The organism is Streptomyces sp. MA5143a (assembly GCF_900290235.1).
Classification (GTDB): domain Bacteria; phylum Actinomycetota; class Actinomycetes; order Streptomycetales; family Streptomycetaceae; genus Streptomyces.
In genome coordinates this window covers 93,714-111,918 of the sequence record NZ_OLMK01000009.1, presented here as the reverse complement: position 1 = coordinate 111,918, position 18,205 = coordinate 93,714, and the positions used below count along the sequence as shown (strand labels likewise).

The 18,205-nt window shown below is 71.1% G+C and carries 11 protein-coding genes; 4 read left to right on the top strand and 7 right to left on the bottom strand.

Going from position 1 to position 18,205, the window contains the following annotated elements; all coding sequences use genetic code 11:
- Nucleotides 1-26 precede the first annotated feature (26 nt).
- Nucleotides 27-1,478, top strand: a complete 1,452-nt coding sequence (locus SMA5143A_RS03065; RefSeq protein WP_107461270.1) for an aldehyde dehydrogenase family protein — start codon at nt 27-29, stop codon at nt 1,476-1,478.
- Here SMA5143A_RS03065 and SMA5143A_RS03060 read toward each other — a convergent pair.
- The 4 genes from SMA5143A_RS03060 to SMA5143A_RS03045 form a co-directional block, all read right to left on the bottom strand.
- Nucleotides 1,475-2,767: an AMP-binding protein gene (locus tag SMA5143A_RS03060; RefSeq protein WP_107461269.1), complete on the bottom strand. Its 1,293-nt coding sequence runs from the start codon at nt 2,765-2,767 to the stop codon at nt 1,475-1,477. The two genes, SMA5143A_RS03065 and SMA5143A_RS03060, sit on opposite strands and share 4 nt — an antisense overlap.
- An 89-nt stretch (nt 2,768-2,856) precedes the next feature.
- Nucleotides 2,857-4,131: a cation:proton antiporter gene (locus tag SMA5143A_RS03055; protein ID WP_107461268.1), complete on the bottom strand. Its 1,275-nt coding sequence runs from the start codon at nt 4,129-4,131 to the stop codon at nt 2,857-2,859.
- A gap of 159 nt (nt 4,132-4,290) precedes the next feature.
- On the bottom strand, nt 4,291-6,210 hold the full coding sequence (locus SMA5143A_RS03050) for an AfsR/SARP family transcriptional regulator (RefSeq protein ID WP_258193256.1): 1,920 nt from the start codon (nt 6,208-6,210) through the stop codon (nt 4,291-4,293).
- Nucleotides 6,211-6,295: 85 nt separating this feature from the next.
- Nucleotides 6,296-7,636, bottom strand: a complete 1,341-nt coding sequence (locus SMA5143A_RS03045; RefSeq protein ID WP_258193255.1) for a salicylate synthase — start codon at nt 7,634-7,636, stop codon at nt 6,296-6,298.
- Between the two features lie 806 nt (nt 7,637-8,442).
- Between SMA5143A_RS03045 and SMA5143A_RS03040 the strand changes: the two genes are divergently transcribed.
- The 3 genes from SMA5143A_RS03040 to SMA5143A_RS03030 all read left to right on the top strand — a co-directional run bounded on the left by SMA5143A_RS03040 (nt 8,443) and on the right by SMA5143A_RS03030 (nt 11,098).
- Nucleotides 8,443-9,132 (top strand): TetR/AcrR family transcriptional regulator, encoded by a 690-nt coding sequence (locus tag SMA5143A_RS03040; protein WP_107461265.1) that lies wholly within the window; start codon nt 8,443-8,445, stop codon nt 9,130-9,132.
- A complete protein-coding gene (locus SMA5143A_RS03035; RefSeq protein WP_107461264.1) occupies nt 9,129-10,310 on the top strand; it encodes a saccharopine dehydrogenase NADP-binding domain-containing protein in 1,182 nt (393 codons plus the stop codon). Before SMA5143A_RS03040 ends, SMA5143A_RS03035 begins: the two co-directional genes overlap by 4 nt.
- 101 nt (nt 10,311-10,411) lie before the next feature.
- Entirely contained in the window at nt 10,412-11,098 is a 687-nt protein-coding gene (locus tag SMA5143A_RS03030) for a TetR/AcrR family transcriptional regulator (RefSeq protein WP_107461263.1), read from the top strand.
- Nucleotides 11,099-11,162: 64 nt separating this feature from the next.
- Here SMA5143A_RS03030 and SMA5143A_RS03025 read toward each other — a convergent pair whose 3' ends face one another.
- The 3 genes from SMA5143A_RS03025 to SMA5143A_RS03015 are packed head-to-tail and all read right to left on the bottom strand — an operon-like array spanning nt 11,163 to nt 18,166.
- Nucleotides 11,163-12,761 (bottom strand): (2,3-dihydroxybenzoyl)adenylate synthase, encoded by a 1,599-nt coding sequence (locus SMA5143A_RS03025; protein WP_107461262.1) that lies wholly within the window; start codon nt 12,759-12,761, stop codon nt 11,163-11,165.
- A 60-nt stretch (nt 12,762-12,821) separates the two neighbouring features.
- The gene (locus SMA5143A_RS03020) at nt 12,822-13,622 is read right to left on the bottom strand and encodes a thioesterase II family protein (protein WP_107461261.1); all 801 of its coding nucleotides are present in this window, start codon (nt 13,620-13,622) and stop codon (nt 12,822-12,824) included.
- Nucleotides 13,622-18,166: a non-ribosomal peptide synthetase gene (locus SMA5143A_RS03015; protein ID WP_107461260.1), complete on the bottom strand. Its 4,545-nt coding sequence runs from the start codon at nt 18,164-18,166 to the stop codon at nt 13,622-13,624. Before SMA5143A_RS03015 ends, SMA5143A_RS03020 begins: the two co-directional genes overlap by 1 nt.
- Nucleotides 18,167-18,205: the final 39 nt, after the last annotated feature.

Sequence of the window (18,205 nt, the reverse complement as noted above, 5' to 3'; positions counted from 1 at the left end):
CACCATCAAAACGTCAGGAGGAAGCCATGACAAGCCTGGTCGACGTGGACGGGCTCGCCGGGACGGTGTTCAGTGACGGCTGGCGGGCCGCGTCCGGCGGCGCCGTCGTCGACGTGGTCGAACCGGCGACCGGGAAGACGCTCGCCCAGGTCGGTGTCGCTGCCGCGTGGGACGTCACACGGGCCGCGACCCTTGCGGCACGGGCACAGCAGGCGTGGGGGGCCCTGCCCCCGGCCGATCGTGCGGCGGTGCTGCGGCGGGCGGCGGCCGTGCTGGAGGAGCACCGGGCCGAGGTCGTGCGGTGGTTGATCCGCGAGGGTGGTGCTGTACGGGCGAAGGCGGAGACGGAGATCGCGGACACGGTGGAGGAACTCCTCCAGGCGGCGGCACTGCCCACGCAGCCGCACGGGCAGGTCCTGCCCTCCGTACCCGGCCGGTCGAGCCTGGCCCGCCGGGAGCCGCTGGGCGTGGTCGGCGTGATCAGCCCGTGGAACGTACCGCTGCTGCTCGCCCTGCGTTCGGTGGCCCCCGCGCTCGCCCTGGGCAACGCCGTGATCCTCAAGCCGGATGTCCGCACACCGGTCGCGGGCGGCCTGGTTGTGGCGCGCCTGTTCGAGGAGGCGGGACTCCCGAAGGATGTGCTGCACGTGCTGCCCGGCGACGCGGTGGCCGGCGCCGCCCTGGCGGCCGATCCGATCGTGACGATGGTGTCGTTCACGGGCTCCACCGCGGTCGGTCGGGAGGTGGGAGCCGCGGCCGGCCGCACGCTCAAGCGGGTCTCACTCGAACTCGGCGGCAACAACGCACTTATCGTGCTGGACGACGCCGCCGTGGAGGCGGCCGCGGCGGCGGGAGCCTTCGCGTCCTTCTTCCACCAGGGCCAGATCTGCATGGCGGCGGGACGGCACATCGTGCATGCGTCGGTCGCCGAGGCGTATGTGCAGCGGTTGGTCGAGGAGGCCCGGCGGCTCACCGTGGGCGATCCGTGGACCGACCCGGTCGACCTGGGACCGGTGATCGACGGCCGGCAGTTGGAGCGTGTCGACGGGATCGTTCGCGACAGCGTCGCCGCGGGCGCCGAACTGCGATGGGGCGGTACGCCGGACGGGCCGTTCTACCCGCCGACCGTCCTCACCGGGGTCACCCGGGAGATGCCCGCGTTCACCGAGGAGATCTTCGGCCCGGTGGCACCCGTTGTGGTCGTCCGGAACGACGACGAGGCGGTGGCCGTCGCCAACGACACGGAGTACGGTCTCGTGGCCGCGGTACGGACGCGTTCGGTCGAGCGCGGGCTCCGTCTGGCCGGCCGCCTGCGAACGGGCATGATCCATGTGAACGACCAGACGATCAACCACCAGGCGGTGGTGCCCTTCGGCGGCTTCGGCGCCTCGGGCAACGGCGCCCGGCACGGGGCGCAGTTCGCCTGGGACTCGTACACCCAGTGGCAGTGGATCACGGCCCGGGACGACAGTGCCTAGCTCCACGCCGCGCGACGGGACGACGAGGCCGCAGCCCGATGGGCTGCGGCCTCGTCGTCACCACGGGCGAGACCAGTGAGTTCGACGCCCCCGTCCGGGTTCCGTCGTCCAGCAAAGCCGGAGCGCAGGAGGGTCCCTCCCCGACCGGGTGCAGAGTGGTCGCCGATGACGTCGAAGGGCAGGGTACGCCCTCGCGCACATACCTCTCCGGCCTGGCCGGCGCGGAGGTTCTCCCCCAGGACTCCGCGCACGCTCAGCCGTACGCCGGGGGCCGCCCCGACCACCGGGCTCCCGCCGGAGGGCGTGTCCTGGCCCGCGCGATACATGCTCACCGCCCAGGGCAATACGCTCCCGCCGGGCGCGAACTCGGCGCGCAGGGCGGTCTCGGGCAGGATCTCGACATGCCGTGCCACGACCTCGGGTGCGCAGGGGGCTCCCACAAGGACGACCATCCTGGGCCGCGGCGGGCGGGGCTCCCGGGCCAGTGTGTCGAGCACGTGTGTGTACTCGGCCGACTCGTACACGGCGACTACCCCGTCGAGGCTCGCCACGAGTCCGCCTGGTCGGGCGAGCAGCGTGCTGCCCGATCCGAAGGCCCACCACATCGCGGACAGGGTGGCGGGTCCGACGGGGTGCTCGGCGACCGCGACCGCCCGGCCTGCGGGTCCGATCTGCTCGGACCGGGCGGTCATGGCCAGATGCCAGGCCCTATGGTCCACGAGGTGACCGGAATTCCAGTCCCCGGCTTCCTGCGCCGTCAGCAGGTAGGCGAGCTCGGCGGGTGCGGAGCGCGGCAGCGCCCGGTCGACGGAGCGCGCTCCGAGCCGCTTCCACAGCTCGGGGTCGTCCAAGAGGAGCCGCCGTCGGTAGCCGGCGTGATCCCATGCCTCCCGGGTCGCGCGGCTGCACAGCACCGTCTCGGCGCCGCTGACGACAGCGATCCGGCAGGTTTGGCCGGCCGACAACTCGCGGGGCACCGGGACGCACACACCCCCGGCCTTCATCACCGCCAGCTGGGCCACGAGCGCCTGCCGGTGGTCGGCGCAGTGCACCACGACCGGGTCCCCCAGCTGGACGTCGGCGCTCAGCAGCGCCGTGGCGAGCTGCGCGGAGAGGGTGTCGGCCTTGCCGTACGAGAGGGTGTACGGCCCCTCGCGCACCACGACGGCCCCCGGGTGGCGCCGGGCGGCCCGGCTGAAGAGTCCGTCGAGTGTCCGGACCGACTCGGCCGGGTGGTCCTGACCGCGAGTGCCGGGACGGACGGAATCCCGGAGTTCGGCCGAGGGCATGTCTGGGTCTCCTTCTGGTCCTTGTCCTGCTCCTGCTGCTTCTGGCGTGTCTTCTGGATGCTTCCGGTCTGCCGTCCGTCGTAGTGCCGCTATGCGACGGGAGGGACGGAGGAGGAGCGGTCGGGCTCCCGCCCGGGCTCCCCGGTCGTCGCCTCCGGCACGATCACGGGCTTCGCGTACGTCCGTGTCAGCAGAGGGCCCGTCATCGCCGTGGTGACCAGTGCCATGACGACCAGGAGGGAGTACAGCCCGCCGTCGAGCAGCCCGGCCTGCAGTCCGACACCGAGGATGACCAGCTCGGTGAGGCCACGGGTGTTCATCAGCGCGGCGAGCGCCGTCGCGGGCCTGGCAGGCAGCCCCGTGCTCCGAGCGAACAGATACGTGCCACCGAACTTGCCGACGACGGCGACCAGCAGGACGGCGACGAGTTCGGCGGTCTCCGCCCAGCCGAACTGCCGGAGGTCCACCTTGAGGCCGGCGACGACGAAGTAGACGGGGAGCAGCACGGAGGTCACGGTGCGGGTGTGCTGCATGAGGTCCGCGCGCAGCCGCTCAGCACCCTCGCTCGGCATGATCACGCCAAAGAGGAAGGCTCCGAAGATGTAGTGCATACCCATGGCCTCGGTCGCCGCGCCGCACAACAGCGCTCCGATCAGCACCTGCACGTACCACCATGCCGATGCGGGCCCGCGACCGTCGCCCCGGGTGAGGCGGCGGCGCAACCAGGGCCGTACGACGAGGACGAGCACCAGGGCGAACGGAATCATGAGGGCCACCCGCCAGTGGGAGCCCGCGCCGCCGATCGCTGCCTGCACCCCTGCCAGGGCGGTCCAGGCGACGACGTCCACGAGGGCCGCCGTCGCCAGGGCGATGCCACCGAGGCCGGTGGCGGCGATACCTCGGTCGGAGAGGATCCTCGCCAGTACGGGGAAGGCGGTCACGGACACGGCCAGGCCGATGAAGACGATGAAGGCGGCCTTCTGGTCGGTCTCATGGTTCCGCAACAGGAAGTAGCCGAGACCGGTGCCGAGGACGAACGGCACCGCCGTCGATCCAAGACTCACGGCCGCGGCCATGCGTCCGCGGCCGCGCAGCGCCTGGCGCTCGATCTCCAGGCCCACACCGAACATGAACAGGGTGACGCCGACATCGGCCATCGCACTCAGCAACGGCCGAATCGTGTGGGGAAACAGGGTGTCGGAGACGGCCCCGTTGAGGAGCGTCGGCCCGAGAAGCACTCCGGCGAGGATCTCGCCCACGACGGGCGGTTGTCCGATCCTGGTGGCGAGGTGCCCGAGTCCATGGGCGAGGACGAGGATGAACGCAAGGTCGAAGAGGAGAAGTGCCACCTGATTGCTGCTCATGGCGACCACTCTCCTTCAGCCGCCTACAGATGCTCTGAACGGTTTCTGATGAGACGCCGCGCCCCACGGCCCCGGCCCCGCGGACCCCTCCGCGACAGTCCCGCGCGGGCACGCGTGTGCCCCGTGACCAGGGGCCACGGGGCACACGCTCGAAGGGCCCTAGGCGACCGAAGCGGTTGCCTGCAGCAGACGCGCCACGGCGGCACTGCGATCAGTCAGCGGCTCGCGCTCGGCGCACTCGGCCGCATAGAGCCTCATGAGCTCATGGAACCGGTACACGCCCCGGTCGGCCTCACGGAGCAGATGGCGCCGGGCGAGCAACTTCAGCGTGCCCACCGCCTCCGACTCGGTGGTTCCGGCCAGATCGGCCGCCGCCGACACGGTGATCAGCCCGTCGCTGAAGAGTCCGAGGAGCCGGAACATCCTCGCCGCCTCCTCGGGCAGCGCCTGGTAGGACGTCTCGAACAAGGTGTGCAGGCTCGTCGAGGCGTCGCCTCCCGCCGCAAGTCGGTCCAGCCTGCCGTGTTCCTCGACGATGCGCTGCACCAGCGCGGCCAGAGGCACGTCCGGGTTGGCGGCCAGCGTCTCGGCCATCATGCGCAGCGCCAGGGGCCGTCCTCCAGACAGGCCCACGAGACGCCTGGCCACGGCCTCCTGGTGGTGGAGCCGGTCGCCGCCGAGACATCGGAGCAGCGCCAGCGCGTCCTGGGTACCGAGCGGGTCGAGCCGCAGGAGATGCGCGCCGTCACGGACGGCGAGGCCGCCCAGGCGCTGTCGGCCGGTGCTGAGCACACAGGACGAGCCGCCGGGGATCAGCGGCCGTAACTGGTCGGCGCTGAGCACGTCGTCGAGCATGACGAGGACGCGCTTGCCGTGCAGCAGGCTCCGGTACAGCGTCGCGCGGCTCGCCAGATCCGCGGGGATGCGGGTGTCGTCGACCCCGAGGCTCCGCAGTACCTGGAGCAGGGCCTCGGAGGCGCTCAGCGAACGACCCTCCATGCTCGTACCGAGCAGATCGACGTAGAGCTGCCCGTCCGGGAAGTGCTCGGACAGCCGGTGGGCCAGTTCGAGCGCGAAGGCGCTCTTGCCGACGCCGGCCGGCCCGTCGACGACGACGATGGGGGTGGAGGCGCCCCGCGGGTCGTTCTCGGTGAGCAGCCGCGCGAGTTGCTCCAGCTCCCTGGAGCGGCCGACGAACCCTCTTGCCACTGGAGGCAGTTGGGCAGGTCGCGGCGTCTCGGCGAGCACCAGCCGGGTAGAGGGGGGCTCCGGGTCGGGTGCCCCGGAGTCGACAGGGGCGACAGCGCTCGTACCGGCGGCTCCGACGGAGGTGACCGGGCTGCCCGTGAGGATCTGCTGGTGCAGCGTCCTCAGTTCGGCGCTGGGATCGATGCCCAGCTCGTGCCGCAGCAGCCGTCGGGTCTCGGCGTAGACCTCCAGCGCGTGCGCCTGGCGTCCGCACCGGTACAGTGCCGTCATCAGCAACCAGCGCAGCTTCTCGCGCAGCGGCTCCTCGGCCACCGCCCCGAGCAGTACGGTCACCGCCTCGACGGGACGGTCCGCCTCCAGCATGTCGGCGGCCCACTCCTCGACGGCCGTGAGCCGGAGGTCCTGGAGCCTCGTGCGCTCCATCGCCGCGAACGGCCCGGGAACGCCGGAGTGCGCCTCCCCGTGCCACAAGGACAGCGCGGACTCCGCCACGTCCAACGCTTCCTGGAGCCTCCCCTCGACACGTGCGCGCCGCGCCTGGGCGTGACGGCGGGCGAAGCGCGTGGCGTCGACCGTCTCGGGGTCCGTCTGCAGCGCATAGCCGCCGGCGGTCGAGATCAGCACCTCACCGCTCTCCCGCCTGCTGCGTTCCGGCTCGAGGACTCGGCGGAGCCCGGCCACGTAGGTGTGGACGCCGTTGGCCGCGGTCTGCGGGATGTCTCCGCCCCACACCGCGTCGATGATGTGATCCACACTCACGACGTCGTTCGCCCGGCCGGCGAGCAGCGCGAACACCGCTCTCTGCTTGGGCGGTCCGAGGACGACTTCCCTGCCGTGACGCCAGGCACGTACCGGACCTAACAGTTGCACTTCCAAGGGCTCCCCCGTCATCGGCATTGCCCTGTCGCCTCCTGAGGTCGTTGTCGCGGTCACCGGACCGCTTCTTCGAGTGATTTCAGACGTACAGACGCTTCTCGGGTGCCGCGTCGGGCGGCACCGTTCCGCTCTCGGTCCCATGTGCCACCAGGCGGTGGGCCACGCACCTCAGCTTCTCCCGGGTCTCCTCGAGCTCGCGCTCGGGTACGGAATGCTCGACGACCCCGGCACCGGCCTGCAGCCAGGTTTCACCGTTCCGGTGGAAGACGCTGCGCAGGGCGAGCGCGGCATCCATCGAACCGTCCTGCGCCACCGTCATCACGGTACCGGCGTAGAGGCCGCGCTCCCGTGGCTCGCAGTCCGAGATGGCGTCGTACGCGGCGAGCTTGGGCACGCCCGAGGCGGTGACGGCGGGAAAGACGGCGGCGAAGGCGTCCCAGGGGCTGGCGTCCTGCGGCATCCGGCCCACGACCTTGGAGGCCAGATGCTGCACGGAGCCCCGCTCCTTGATCACCATGTACTCCTGCACGACCACCGTGTCCGGCTTGCACGGCTCGGCGAGTTCGTCGACGGCGACCTTCACCGAGATGGCGTGCTCGTGGAGTTCCTTGGGGTCCGCCAGAAGGTGTTCACGTAGTCGCCGGTCCTCGTCGGCATCGCCGGTCAGGGCCCGGGTGCCGGCCAACGGCTGGCTGGCGACGGTGCGGTCGGGCTCGACCTCCACGACGGTCTCCGGGCTGAATCCCAGGGCCTGGAGGTCTCCCATGTTCAACAGGTAGGACCGCGCGGGGGTGTTGGCACGGCGTCCGACGAGGTAGCTCGCCGGGAAATCGATGTCGGAGGTGACGGGGACGATCCGGGACACGACGGCCTTCTGGAGTTCTCCGGCGCGTATGCGGTCCACGACAGTGGCGACAGAAGCACGGTACGCATCGGCACCGGCCTCGATGTCCACGCCGACCGGCCGGTGCCCGGTATCCGGTTCCTGCTCCAGACCGGCCAGCGTCTTCTCGACGAGAAACATCTCCTGCGGGTCCAGACCCCGCACGAGGGCCTGCCCCTCGGACAGGCGTATCTCCGTTCGCGGAACGACAAGATGGAGCAGGACGTCGTTGTCGACCGGACGGCCGGCGACGGCGTATGCGAGCTCGAACGCACTCCAGCCGTACGCCCGCCAGTCGGTCAGCTCGAGGCTGTCCAGAAACTCACGCACTTGGGCCAACGGATCGCCCTGCCAGGGGCGTTCGATGGAGTTGCCATCCTTCGTACATCGCACGGTGTCCTGTCCCAACACGACTTCGGCCACGATGCCGCCGGCCACCGACCAAGCGTCCGGGCCTTCGTAGACGACATAGGTGGAGAACAGGCCCGAGGCGATGAGTCCCGTCGCTGCGACAAGCGGATCGACATCCGTGCGCACGGTTGTTGACCGGTACGAGAAAAGCACGGTTCTTCCTCCTGCAACTGACGACCGAAATTGACCACTACAAGGGCGGAAAACAATCGACCGATCCTCACAGGAGAGAATCAGGGGAATATTGACGGTGCGTCACAAGAAAGCCATCGCAGGATGATGTCGCGCATGCCGGCCGCCACATCAGCACACATGAAGGAACGTTTAGGCATGCCAAACCTGCGACGTCCCCTCGAAAGAGAACGTCGGTCACCCCAGAAATAGACCGATACCCCGGGTTCCTGAATCCCCCGACAACCCTCCCCTAATGCCCAGGAGCGGCCGAACCGAGGTCGACTCTACCCAACGACTTCGACTCAGATCAATGAAATTTCACTCCACACCGCGACTTGAACGCGACTTGACCGATTCTGCCCGCAGGGTTTGTCGCCGCGCGACGCGCGACCGTTTCGAATTCCCCTGGTGACAACGATATGAAGGCGGCCCGGCGCTTTTGCACGGGGGAATGCCGGGCCACCAAGACCCTGCCGGGCACGCCGTGTGGCGATGCGCGACAAGGTCCGCCTCATGAAGGTGCCGACCCCCTCCGCCGGACGGCCGGGGCGACCTCACGCCGTCCCCACGCCGGGTTCCAGGTCGACTCCCGCACTGGATCCCTCCCTAGTTTTTATACTTGTAAGTCGTACGCGTACAATAACTGTAGCCCGGGCTCCTGTCGATGTCACCCCCCACCCCGAAGAGCCCAGCACAGCGCGGTGATCCGGCCCGCGGTCGGAGCCGGACAGCTCAGCACTCGGATGGGAGAACCAGGCATGAAGCCCCGTAACGGGCGCAGAGGCGGCGCACGTCGTTCCTCGCCCCTCTCGCAGGAGACCATCGTCGCGGCCGCACTGCGCATCCTCGACAGTGAGGGCCCTCAGCAGCTCTCCATGCGACGGCTCGCCAGGGAGCTCTCCATCACGCCGATGGCCCTCTACCACCATGTGCGCGACAGGCACGAGTTGCTGCTCCTCCTGGTCGCCTCGCGATCCCAGGGCCGTGCCCGGCCGGTCCTGCCCGAGGACCCGCGTGAAAGGCTGCTGGCGGCCGCCCAGCTTCTCCACGACGTCCTTGCCCAGTACCCGTTCCTCAACGAGATCCTGGCCTCCCCCGACCTCCTGGCCGTGTCCGCGCTGTGGGTCATGGAAGCCCTGCTCGACGCGGCCGTCGAGTGCGGTCTCACCCTTGAGGAGGCGGCCCAGGCCCATCAGGCCCTCTGGCACTTCACGGTCGGCGTCCTTCTGATCCGTACGACCAGTCGCCAGCACCACGCCGAACTGACCCGCCCCACGGAACGCGAACAGGTCTTCGCCACCTTGTCGCCCGCCGCCTTCCCACGCGTGACCTCGCTCGCCGACCGCTGGTCCGCGCTCACTGCGCGGGACACCCACCGCGAGGCCCTGGAGGACATCGTCGAGGGTCTGCTCGGCGGGCGTCCGGCCCACCCGGGAGAACACACATGAGCATCGACAAGGCACCCATGATCGGAATCCTCGGCGGGTACGGACGCGTGGGCGCGGCCGCAGCCCGCTTCCTCGCCGCCGAGCGCGGCTACCGTCTGCGGATCGGCGGACGGTCGGCCGAGAAGGCCTGGCGCATCGCCCGAAAGCTGGGCGCCTGCGCGGAGGCAATGGTGGTCGACGCCCGTGACAACCAGAGCCTGACCCACTTCACCCGTGGCTGTGTCACCGTGCTCGACTGCTCCGGGACCGCGTTCTCGCTCCGCGGCCAGGTTCGTGCCTCGGTCCTTGCGGCCGGCGTCCACTACGTGGGCATGACGGACGACGGCGGCTCGCGCACTTCGGCGGGGGCATGTTCGGCCGTTCTCTTCACCGGGCTCTCGGGCACACTGGCCGGCTGGGTGCCGCGCTGGCTGGCGGAAGGGCTCGACTCCGCGACCCGCTTCAGCGGCTGGTGGGGCGGTCTCGGCGCCATCCCGCCGCATACGGCCGTCTCCTGTCTGCTCGGCAAGCGACACGCGGTCGACCTCCCCGGCGACGACCACCCCGACGCCGCCCCCGCTTGCAGCGACGCAGTGCCGAGCGCGGAGGCCCGTTCCGGTCCCCTTCCCCAGGAGTTCGCGTCGCCCGCACCGCCGCCGGCCCACGCCGCCGCCGTCCGACGGGTCCTCCCCGAGGAACTGCGGCAACAGGCCTACCTCCTGCGGCTGCGGGAGGCCCACTGGCACGAGGTGCTCAAGGGTCCAGGCGTGCCCGCCTTCCTTGACCGGTTCGCCTTGCAGCATCCGGCGGCGGACGACGGCAGGGCTCTGATGGCCGCCGCGCGGGAACTGGCCGAGGAAAGTCTGCGGGACGCGGCCGGCAGCTCCCCGTATCAGGTGATGTATGGCACGCTTGACGGGTTGACACCCGAGGGCGCCCCGGTGCGGCGGAGCGCCCTCCTGCACTGCACGGACGTGACCGGCCTGGTGGGAGTGGTCGCCTCGACCACCGCTCACGAGGTCACGCGAGGCCGGGTGCCGTCCGGTGTCCACGTCATGGCGGCTACGCTGCCGCCGACGGCCACCGCCGACTGGATCGTGCGTCACCTTCCGCGAACGACGGCGCAGACGACGGAGGTCCCGCATGGCGATGCGGGCATGATGACGTCGGCGTCACCGACCGCCTGGCGCCGGGGATGAAGCCGACGGCCGACGGCAGGACCGGGTGACCACGCACGCGGACCGGCCGTCATGGCCCGTGACCGCGCCGTACCCGGCACGAGCAACAGGAAGAGAGAGGGATGACGCCTCAGACCCGACGCACCGGCAGGACCGGCAGGCCACCCCGGCTGTCCCGGGAGGCCATCCTCACGGCCGCCCAGCACATCCTGGACAAGGAGGGGCCGGAGAACCTGTCGATGCGCCGCGTGGCTCAGGAGCTGTCGAGCACGGCGATGGCGCTCTACCATCACGTGCGCGACAAGGACGAGCTGCTGCTCCTGCTGCTCGAACGTCACGCCCAGCGCTTCCCGCGCCCCGAGCTGCCCGCCGAGCCACGTGACCGGCTGATCGCGGCAAGCCAGGCGCTGCACGACATCCTCGCCGAGTGTCCGTGGATCGTGGAGGTCCTCGCCTCCGACGACCTGATGGCCGTCTCCGCCCTGTGGATCGTGGAGAACATGATCGACGCCGGGATCGAGTGTGGGCTCAGTCCCGAGGAGGCCGTGTACGCCTACCGCGTGATCTGGTACTACACCGCCGGCGAGCTCACCATCCGCGTGAACCGCGAGCGGCACCATGCAGGGCTCGAGCGCCCCCCGCACCGCGACAAGGCCTTCGCCACGCTGACACCGGAGGAATTCCCCCGGCTCGCCTCGCTCGCGGGCCGGTGGGACGAGATCACCACCCGTGACACCCACCACGAGGGCCTCGTGTCCATCGTCGACGGACTGCTCTCACGGACCGGCACGGCGCGGAAGGCGACATGACCGTGGGCCCGTATCACCGGCCGGTCGTAGCCGGTGGTGATACGGGCCCGCTGCCCGGGCTCGCTCAGGCGTCCAGGGCCGCGCGCAGGGCCCTCTTGTCGACCTTGCCGACGCCTGTCATGGGCAGCCGTTCCAGGACCACCAGCTGATCGGGCACCTTGTAGGTGGCGACCCCCCGCCCCCGGAACGCGGCCTGCACGTCCCGCAGGGTCGGCGGATGAGCGCTGTCCCTGGGTACGACACAGGCGCAGGTCCTCTCCCCCATCAGCGGGTCGGGCAGGGCGAGCACGGCGACTCCCAGGAGCGGGAAGGCGGCGAGCAGATGTTCCTCCACCTCCAGCGTCGGCACCTTCTCCCCACCCCGGTTGACCACGTCGTTGATCCTGCCGACGACCTCGAAGTTGCCCTCCGCGGTCCGGCGCACCAGGTCACCCGTCCGGTAGAAACCGTCCTCGGTGAACCGGGTGCGATTGCGCTCCCCTGCGCGGAAGTAGCCGCGCAGGGTGTACGGCCCGCGGGTGAACAACTCGCCCGTCTCCCCCGGTCCGGCCTCGGTCCCGTCCTCCCTGATGACCCGTACTTCGTCGGCCGGTGACAGCGGTCGCCCCTGCGTGTGGACGATCACGTCCTCGGGGTCGTCGAGCCGGGTGTAGTTGAGCAGTCCCTCGGCCATCCCGTACACCTGCTGAAGGGTGCAGCCGAGGATCTTCGGCACCTGGTGGGCCGTCTCCGGGGCGAGCCGGGCGCCGCCGACCTGGAGGACTCGCAGGGAGGAGAGGTCGTGGTCCGTCCACTCCGCCGCGTCGAGCCACAGGGGCACCAGCGGTGGCACCAACGAGGTGATGGTCACGCCGGCCCGTTCGATGAGCGGGAAGCACACGTCCGCGGTGGGGGCCGAGGCGAGCACAGCCGTTCCTCCGGCCCGGAGCGTGCCCAGTACGCCCGGGCAGGCAAGGGCGAAGTTGTGCTCCACGGGCAGCGCCGCGAGGTAGACGCTGTCCAGCCCGACACCGCACAGCCGCGCGGTCTCCCGCAGCTGGTACGCGTAGTCCGCGTGCGTACGCGGTATCAGCTTCGGCGGCCCGGAGGTTCCACCGGACAGGAGGAACAGCGCGACGTCCTCGGGCTCCGGCGTGGGCAGGGCGACGGGGTCGGCGTCCACGGAGGACAGAGTCGTGTACGGGCCCGGATCACCTGCCACGAACACGTGGCGGAGAGTGTCGGTCCGGTCGAGCACCTCCCTGGCGACGAGCCGGAAATCGCAGTCGAGCACCCGTTCCGGGCAGATGTAGGCCACGGCCTCGGAGGTGGCCACGAGATGGGTGATCTCCGTCGTGCGGTGTGCGGGCAGGGCGTACACCGGCAGGATGCCGGTCCGGAACAGCGCCAGGCTCAGCACCACGAGGTCGACGTCGTTGGGGAGTTGCGCGACGACGCGGTCGCCGGGCGTCAGGCCGGCGCGCAGCAGGCCGGCGGCCATCCGGTCGGCCTTCCGGTCGAGCTCCTCGTGGGTCACGCTGGCGGTTGCCGTCACCAGGGCGGTCCCGGCCCGCTGCTCGGGTGTCCGCGGGGGCCAGGTCCCGAGGACGTCCGTGTTCCAGTACCCCTGCTCCCGGTACGTGCGAGCCACCGATTCCGGCCAAGGCACACAGCCCTCTTGCATGGGAATCCTCTCTCTTCCGTTACGGATCGGGGTGCGCGGCCGTCGACGGCCGACGGCGCGTCACGGGGTGGACGGCCAGGCGGTGGCGTTCTCGGGCAGCGCCGCCCGAACCGCCCCGAAGACGCGCGGGAGTACGGTCGTGCGCCTGGTCTCCAGATAGAAGTGGCCTCCCGTGAAGGCCTCCACCTCGCAGGGCCCGGCGGTGACCTCGCTCCAGGCGGCGGCCTCGTCCGCGGTGACCTCCGGGTCGTCGTCGGCGTACACCACGGTCACCGGGATGCTCAGCGTGCCACCGGGCAGGGGCCGGTAGGTCTCGATGAGCCGATAGTCGCTGCGGATGGCCGGCAACAGGGCGTCCAGCAGGGCGCTGTTGTCCATGACATCCCGGGCGGTGCCTCCGAGCCTCTCCAGGTCCGCTAGGAGTTCCCCGTCGGTGGCGCGGTGGAGGGTGCCGCCGCCCCGGGTGCGCCCAGGGGCAGGCTGGCCGGAGACGACGAGCGCCGCCGGCGGACGGCCGGTGACGGCGAGCCTGCGTGCGGCCTCGTAAGCCACGGCCGCGCCCATGCTGTGCCCGAAGAACACGGCGGAAGCGAGCTCGTCGCCGGTACACGCCCGGGTCAGCGCTGGGACGAGGTCGTCCAGCAGGCTCTCCATGTCCGTGGCCGCCGATTCGTCGAAGCGGTCGCCGCGGCCGGCATACTGCACCGCGCACACTTCGATGTCCCACGGGGCGTCCAGGGACCAGCTGCGGTACCCGCCGGCGGCGCCGCCGGCGTGCGGAAAGCAGATCAGCCGGGCCCGCGCGTGCGTCCGTGGTGAGAACACGCGCAGCGGGGAGGACGACCGGCGGTCCGTCGACATCACAGCTCGCCCTCCTCGAACTCGTCGGTCGAAATGCCCACCACTCCCATCGGGTCGCCGTCCGGGTCCAGGCCGCGCGCTGCCCTCGACTCACGCACAAGCGCGGCCATTCCAGCCACGGTCGGGGCCCGCAGGACATCGCGCATCGGCAACTCGACGCCCAGCGAGCCGCGGATGGCGGCCACCAGACGGGTCGCCGTCAGGCTGTCCCCGCCGAGGGCGAAGAATCCGGCGCCCCGGGCGGTCACGGGTGCGCCGAGGACGCGTGCCCAGACCTCAGCCACCGCCTCCTCCAGGTGGCCCCGCGGGGGGTCGTCGACGCCCTGCGCCGGGGCGACGGCTTCACCCAGGGCCCGTTCGACCTGCCGCCGGTCCACCTTGCCGTTGGCGCTCAGCGGCAGCTCGGCCAGGCCGACAAGGGAGCCGGGGATCATATGTGCGGGGAGCCGGTCGGCGAGCCAGGACCGTATCGTCGCCGGGTCGGCGGCGTGCTCGGTGAGCTCCGGTTCGGGACGCCTCGCGGCGATCAGAGCCACGCCGTCGGGTTCTCGCCTGGACACCTCGGCGCCGGAGAACCCCGCCCGTTCCAAGGCCCGCAGCCATCGTGTCAGGTCGGCCGCGGCAGACGGGGTGGGCACCGTCGCGATCGCCAGCGGGGAGACCTGCTCCCGCGCGACGACGAACAGTCGGCTGCCCGGCCTGCCCAGCAGTGCCAGCGCCCGCGCGGCGGCTTCCGGGTCCGGCTCCCGGCCCAGGGCGTCGTTCGCCACGAGCACGTCGAAGGCGGCGAGTCTCGACTCGGGTACGGCGAAAGCGTCCTGGCGGGCGGTCCGCACCTGGTGCCCGGAACCGGCGAGCCTGACCTCGGCGGCCGCGATCCGTGACGCCTGAGGGTCGAGCAGCGTGTAGTCGACCGTGCCGGGCTTGATCCGCTCCAGCAGTGCGGCAGCGCCCCGACCGCCCGCACCCGCCCACTCGGCGATGTCGAGCGGCTGGTCGCCGTCGGCGCACAGGACCTCCACGTCCTGTGCGACGGCGTCCAGGCAGGCCACGGCACCGGGCAGTTGAAGCGCGAGCCCGTCCGGAGACAGGACGGGGTCGTCGGCCAGGGCCTCGATGTCAGCCGTTCCGGCGAGCACCGCCGTCAGCAGGGGTGTCGCGCCGGCCCAGCCATCCACGACCGGCTGGAGGCAGGTGCCGGAGATCCGGCCGCGCAGCGCGGCGGCCCGTTCTCCATCGCGGACCGCGGCCCAGCGGGGGCCGCGGGTCACGATCCCGGCCGAGCGGTTCAGGACCTGGCGTTCCCGCAGGAATTCCAGCCACGATTCCAGCTGTCCGCGTCCCGCCTCCGCCACGGGCAGCGCGTCTACCTCGACGGGCCGGTCCTCCGCGCCGAGAAGGGAGTCCAACAGAGCGGCGAGCAGCGTCTCGGTCAGCTCCGCTTCCAGCTCATGAAACGCCCCTCCTCCACCGGCGGCGCTGTGCGACGTGGAGACCACGGCCGGGCCGAGGACCGGCTCCGGGGCATGGGCCGGGACGGGCAGGAAGGCCGCCGCGATCTCCCCCGTCCGGTCACCGACGACGGCGGCGAGGACGTGCGAGACGGCGGGGTGCGTCCGGAGAACGGACTCGATCTCGCCCAGCTCGACGCGGAATCCGTTGATCTTGACCTGGTGGTCGATGCGTCCCAGGAACTCGAGCGTGCCGTCCGGCCAGTAGCGTCCCTGGTCGCCGGTGCGGTACCAACGGCCGTCGGACGCACGGGGGAACCGTTCTTTCGTCAGCTCAGGGTCGCCTCGATAGCCCTGCGCCACGCCGGTGCCGCCGATCCACAGCTCTCCCGGCACCCAATCCGGGCAGTCCCGGCCGTGCGGGTCGACCACCCGGAACCGCTGGTTGGCCAGCGGCTTGCCGTACGGGATGGACCGCCACTGCGGGGGCACGGCGGTGACCTCGTGGGCGTTGGACCAGATGGCGGCCTCGGTGGCGCCGCCGAGGGCGACCAGCCGGCACCGGCCGTCCGTCGCGCGCTCCAGACGCCCGGGCAGGTCGAGGCCGATCCAGTCGCCCGAGAGCAGCGCGAGGCGCAGGGATCCCGGAAGCGACGCCCCGTCGGCCGCAGCGAGGAGCATGTCCATCAGCGCGGGCACGGAGTTCCACACGGTGACGGCGTGACGCTCGCAGAGGGACAACCAGCGGTGGGCGTCGCGCCGGTCGGCCTCGTCGACCAGCACGAGGGCGCCGCCCTCGGCGAGCGGGCCGAAGACGTCCCACACCGAGAGGTCGAAGTCCAACGCGGAGACGGCGAGGACACGGTCCTCGGGCCCCACTCCGTACCGCTCGTCGATGTCCTCCACGGTGTTGACCGCGGCGCGATGGCTGACCTCGACGCCCTTGGGCGTCCCGGTCGAGCCGGAGGTGAAGATCACGTACGCCGTCGCGTCGACGGAGACCTCCACAGGGGCGCCCAGCGGGGCCGCCCGGAAGGCCTCGGCGAGGGACAGGAGGGGGGTCGCGGAGCCTGGTGACGGCACCGCCCCGGTAGCGTCCAGGACGAGCACGCAGCCGCTGAGCGCATGAATGCGGTCCCTGCGCTCGGCCGGCTGGTCGACGCCGACCGGGACGTACGTACCGCCCGCCGCGAGAATGCCGAGCACCGCCGCGATCTGGTCGGGCCCCTTGGGAGCGGTGACGACGACCGGGCTGCCCGGCCCTACCCCCCGTGCGGCGAGCGCACCGGCCACGCGCAGCGCGCGGTCCGCCAGTTCGCCGTGGCTGAGACGGCCATCCTCCCCCCAGAGCAGCGCGGGCTCGTCCGCCCGGCCGGCCGCCCGCTCGAAGAACGCCTGGTGCAGAAGGCGACCGCTCTCCCGCCGGGTCACGGAGTTCACCTCGGCGCGACATCGGAACTGAGACTCGGGCAGGGGTATGTCTGGGGGGATGTTCCAGTCGGTGGTTGCCAGGCGTTGCAACAGCCCGGTGTACGCGGTGAACATCGTGTCGATCACGCCCTCGGGGAAGAGCTCCTCGACGGCGTCCCAGGCCAGTAGCAGGCCACCCTCGCGGGTGCCGTACACCTGGTGGTCGAGCCAGACCTGCGGGGTCTGGGAAACCATCCAGGACAGCTCGCCGAACCGGGCGGCGCAGTCGTCGGGCACCAGAGGGGCATCGAGGTTGCAGGCGAAGACCACGGGCGCCGTACGCGGGGTTCCGGTGTCGGTGCGGACGAAGTCGCGCAGCACGTCGACACCGGTGTACGCGGCATGACCGACGTCGTCATGCAGGCGCAGCTGGATGGCGCGAGCGCGGTCGGCGAAGCCGTCGGCACCGGACAGGTCGACGTCGAGCAGCAGCAGGCTGGTGAAGTCGGCCACGATGCGCTCGATGTCGGGGTGCACGCCCTGATCACGGTCGAACAGCGGGATGTTGAGCAGGAACCGCTGCTGTCCGCTCCATCGCATGAGGATCTCGGAGAATGCGGTGACCAGCAACACGGCCGGGGTGAGACCGTGCTCGCCGGCCCTACGCTGAAGGGCCGTCCACTCCTCGGGACTCAGAGTGTGCTCTCGCCGTACGAAGCGGGGCACTCCGATCTCGCCGGGATCCGCCGCCAACGGGAGCGCGGGCCCGCCGGGAAGCTCGGGCAGGCGTCGCTGCCAGTACTCCCGCGCGCGCTCACGCTTGACCGCCTGCTGGGCAGCGGTGTCCGCGATGTACTGGGGGAAGGTGTACCGCACTTCGGCGACGCCCGCCGGGTCGGCGTAGAGCGCCGCCAGATCGGACAGGAGCAGGCGGATGCTGTGCACGTCGGCGACCAGCAGATCGGCGTTGATGTGAACGCGTTGGACCCCTGCGGGGCGGAGGCTGAGCTGGACGTCGAAGACCTCGCCCCGGGCGACGTCGAGCACCCGGTGGGAGAGACGTTCCCGCAGTTCCAGCAGGGCCTCCTCGGCGGTGTCGGCCGGCAGGTCCGTGAGATCGTGGACCGTCAGACCCGGCCACGTGACGCTCTCGCCCATGCGTTGCGTTCCGTCGTCGGCGAACGAGGCGCGGAGCATGGGGTGGCGGCGGAGGAGAGCCCGCACGGCCCGTTCCAGCCGGTCCACCACCACTTCCCGCGTGTCGATCTCCAGATAGGCGTGGCAGCCGACGCCACCGAGCGGCCGGTCGGTGCCACGGCCGATCCAGTAGGCCTGCTGGACGGGTGTCAGCGGGAAGGGCGCATGCGCGTCGACGGGGTCGGACGCGCCGGCCGCGGGCTCCGGCTGCGCCCCGGGGGCCTCTTCGCGGGCCGCGCCGCGCGCCGCCTCACGCGAGGCGAGCAGTGCGTACCAGACGCAGAGCCGTGGGTCCTGGGCCATCTCGGTGAAGTCCACGCCCGCGCCGGAGCGGTTCATCCGATTCACCAGACTCATCAACTGGATCGACTGCAAGCCCAGTTCGAAGAGGTTCGCGTCGTCGTGTTCGGGCCCTAATTCGACCCCCAGCAGCGCGGCGACCTCCTTGCGGAGATCGACCGGCTGCCCTGGCGTGGTGCGTGACATCCCTACCCCCGTGTGTCGTGTCCGACGAGCGAGCACTCG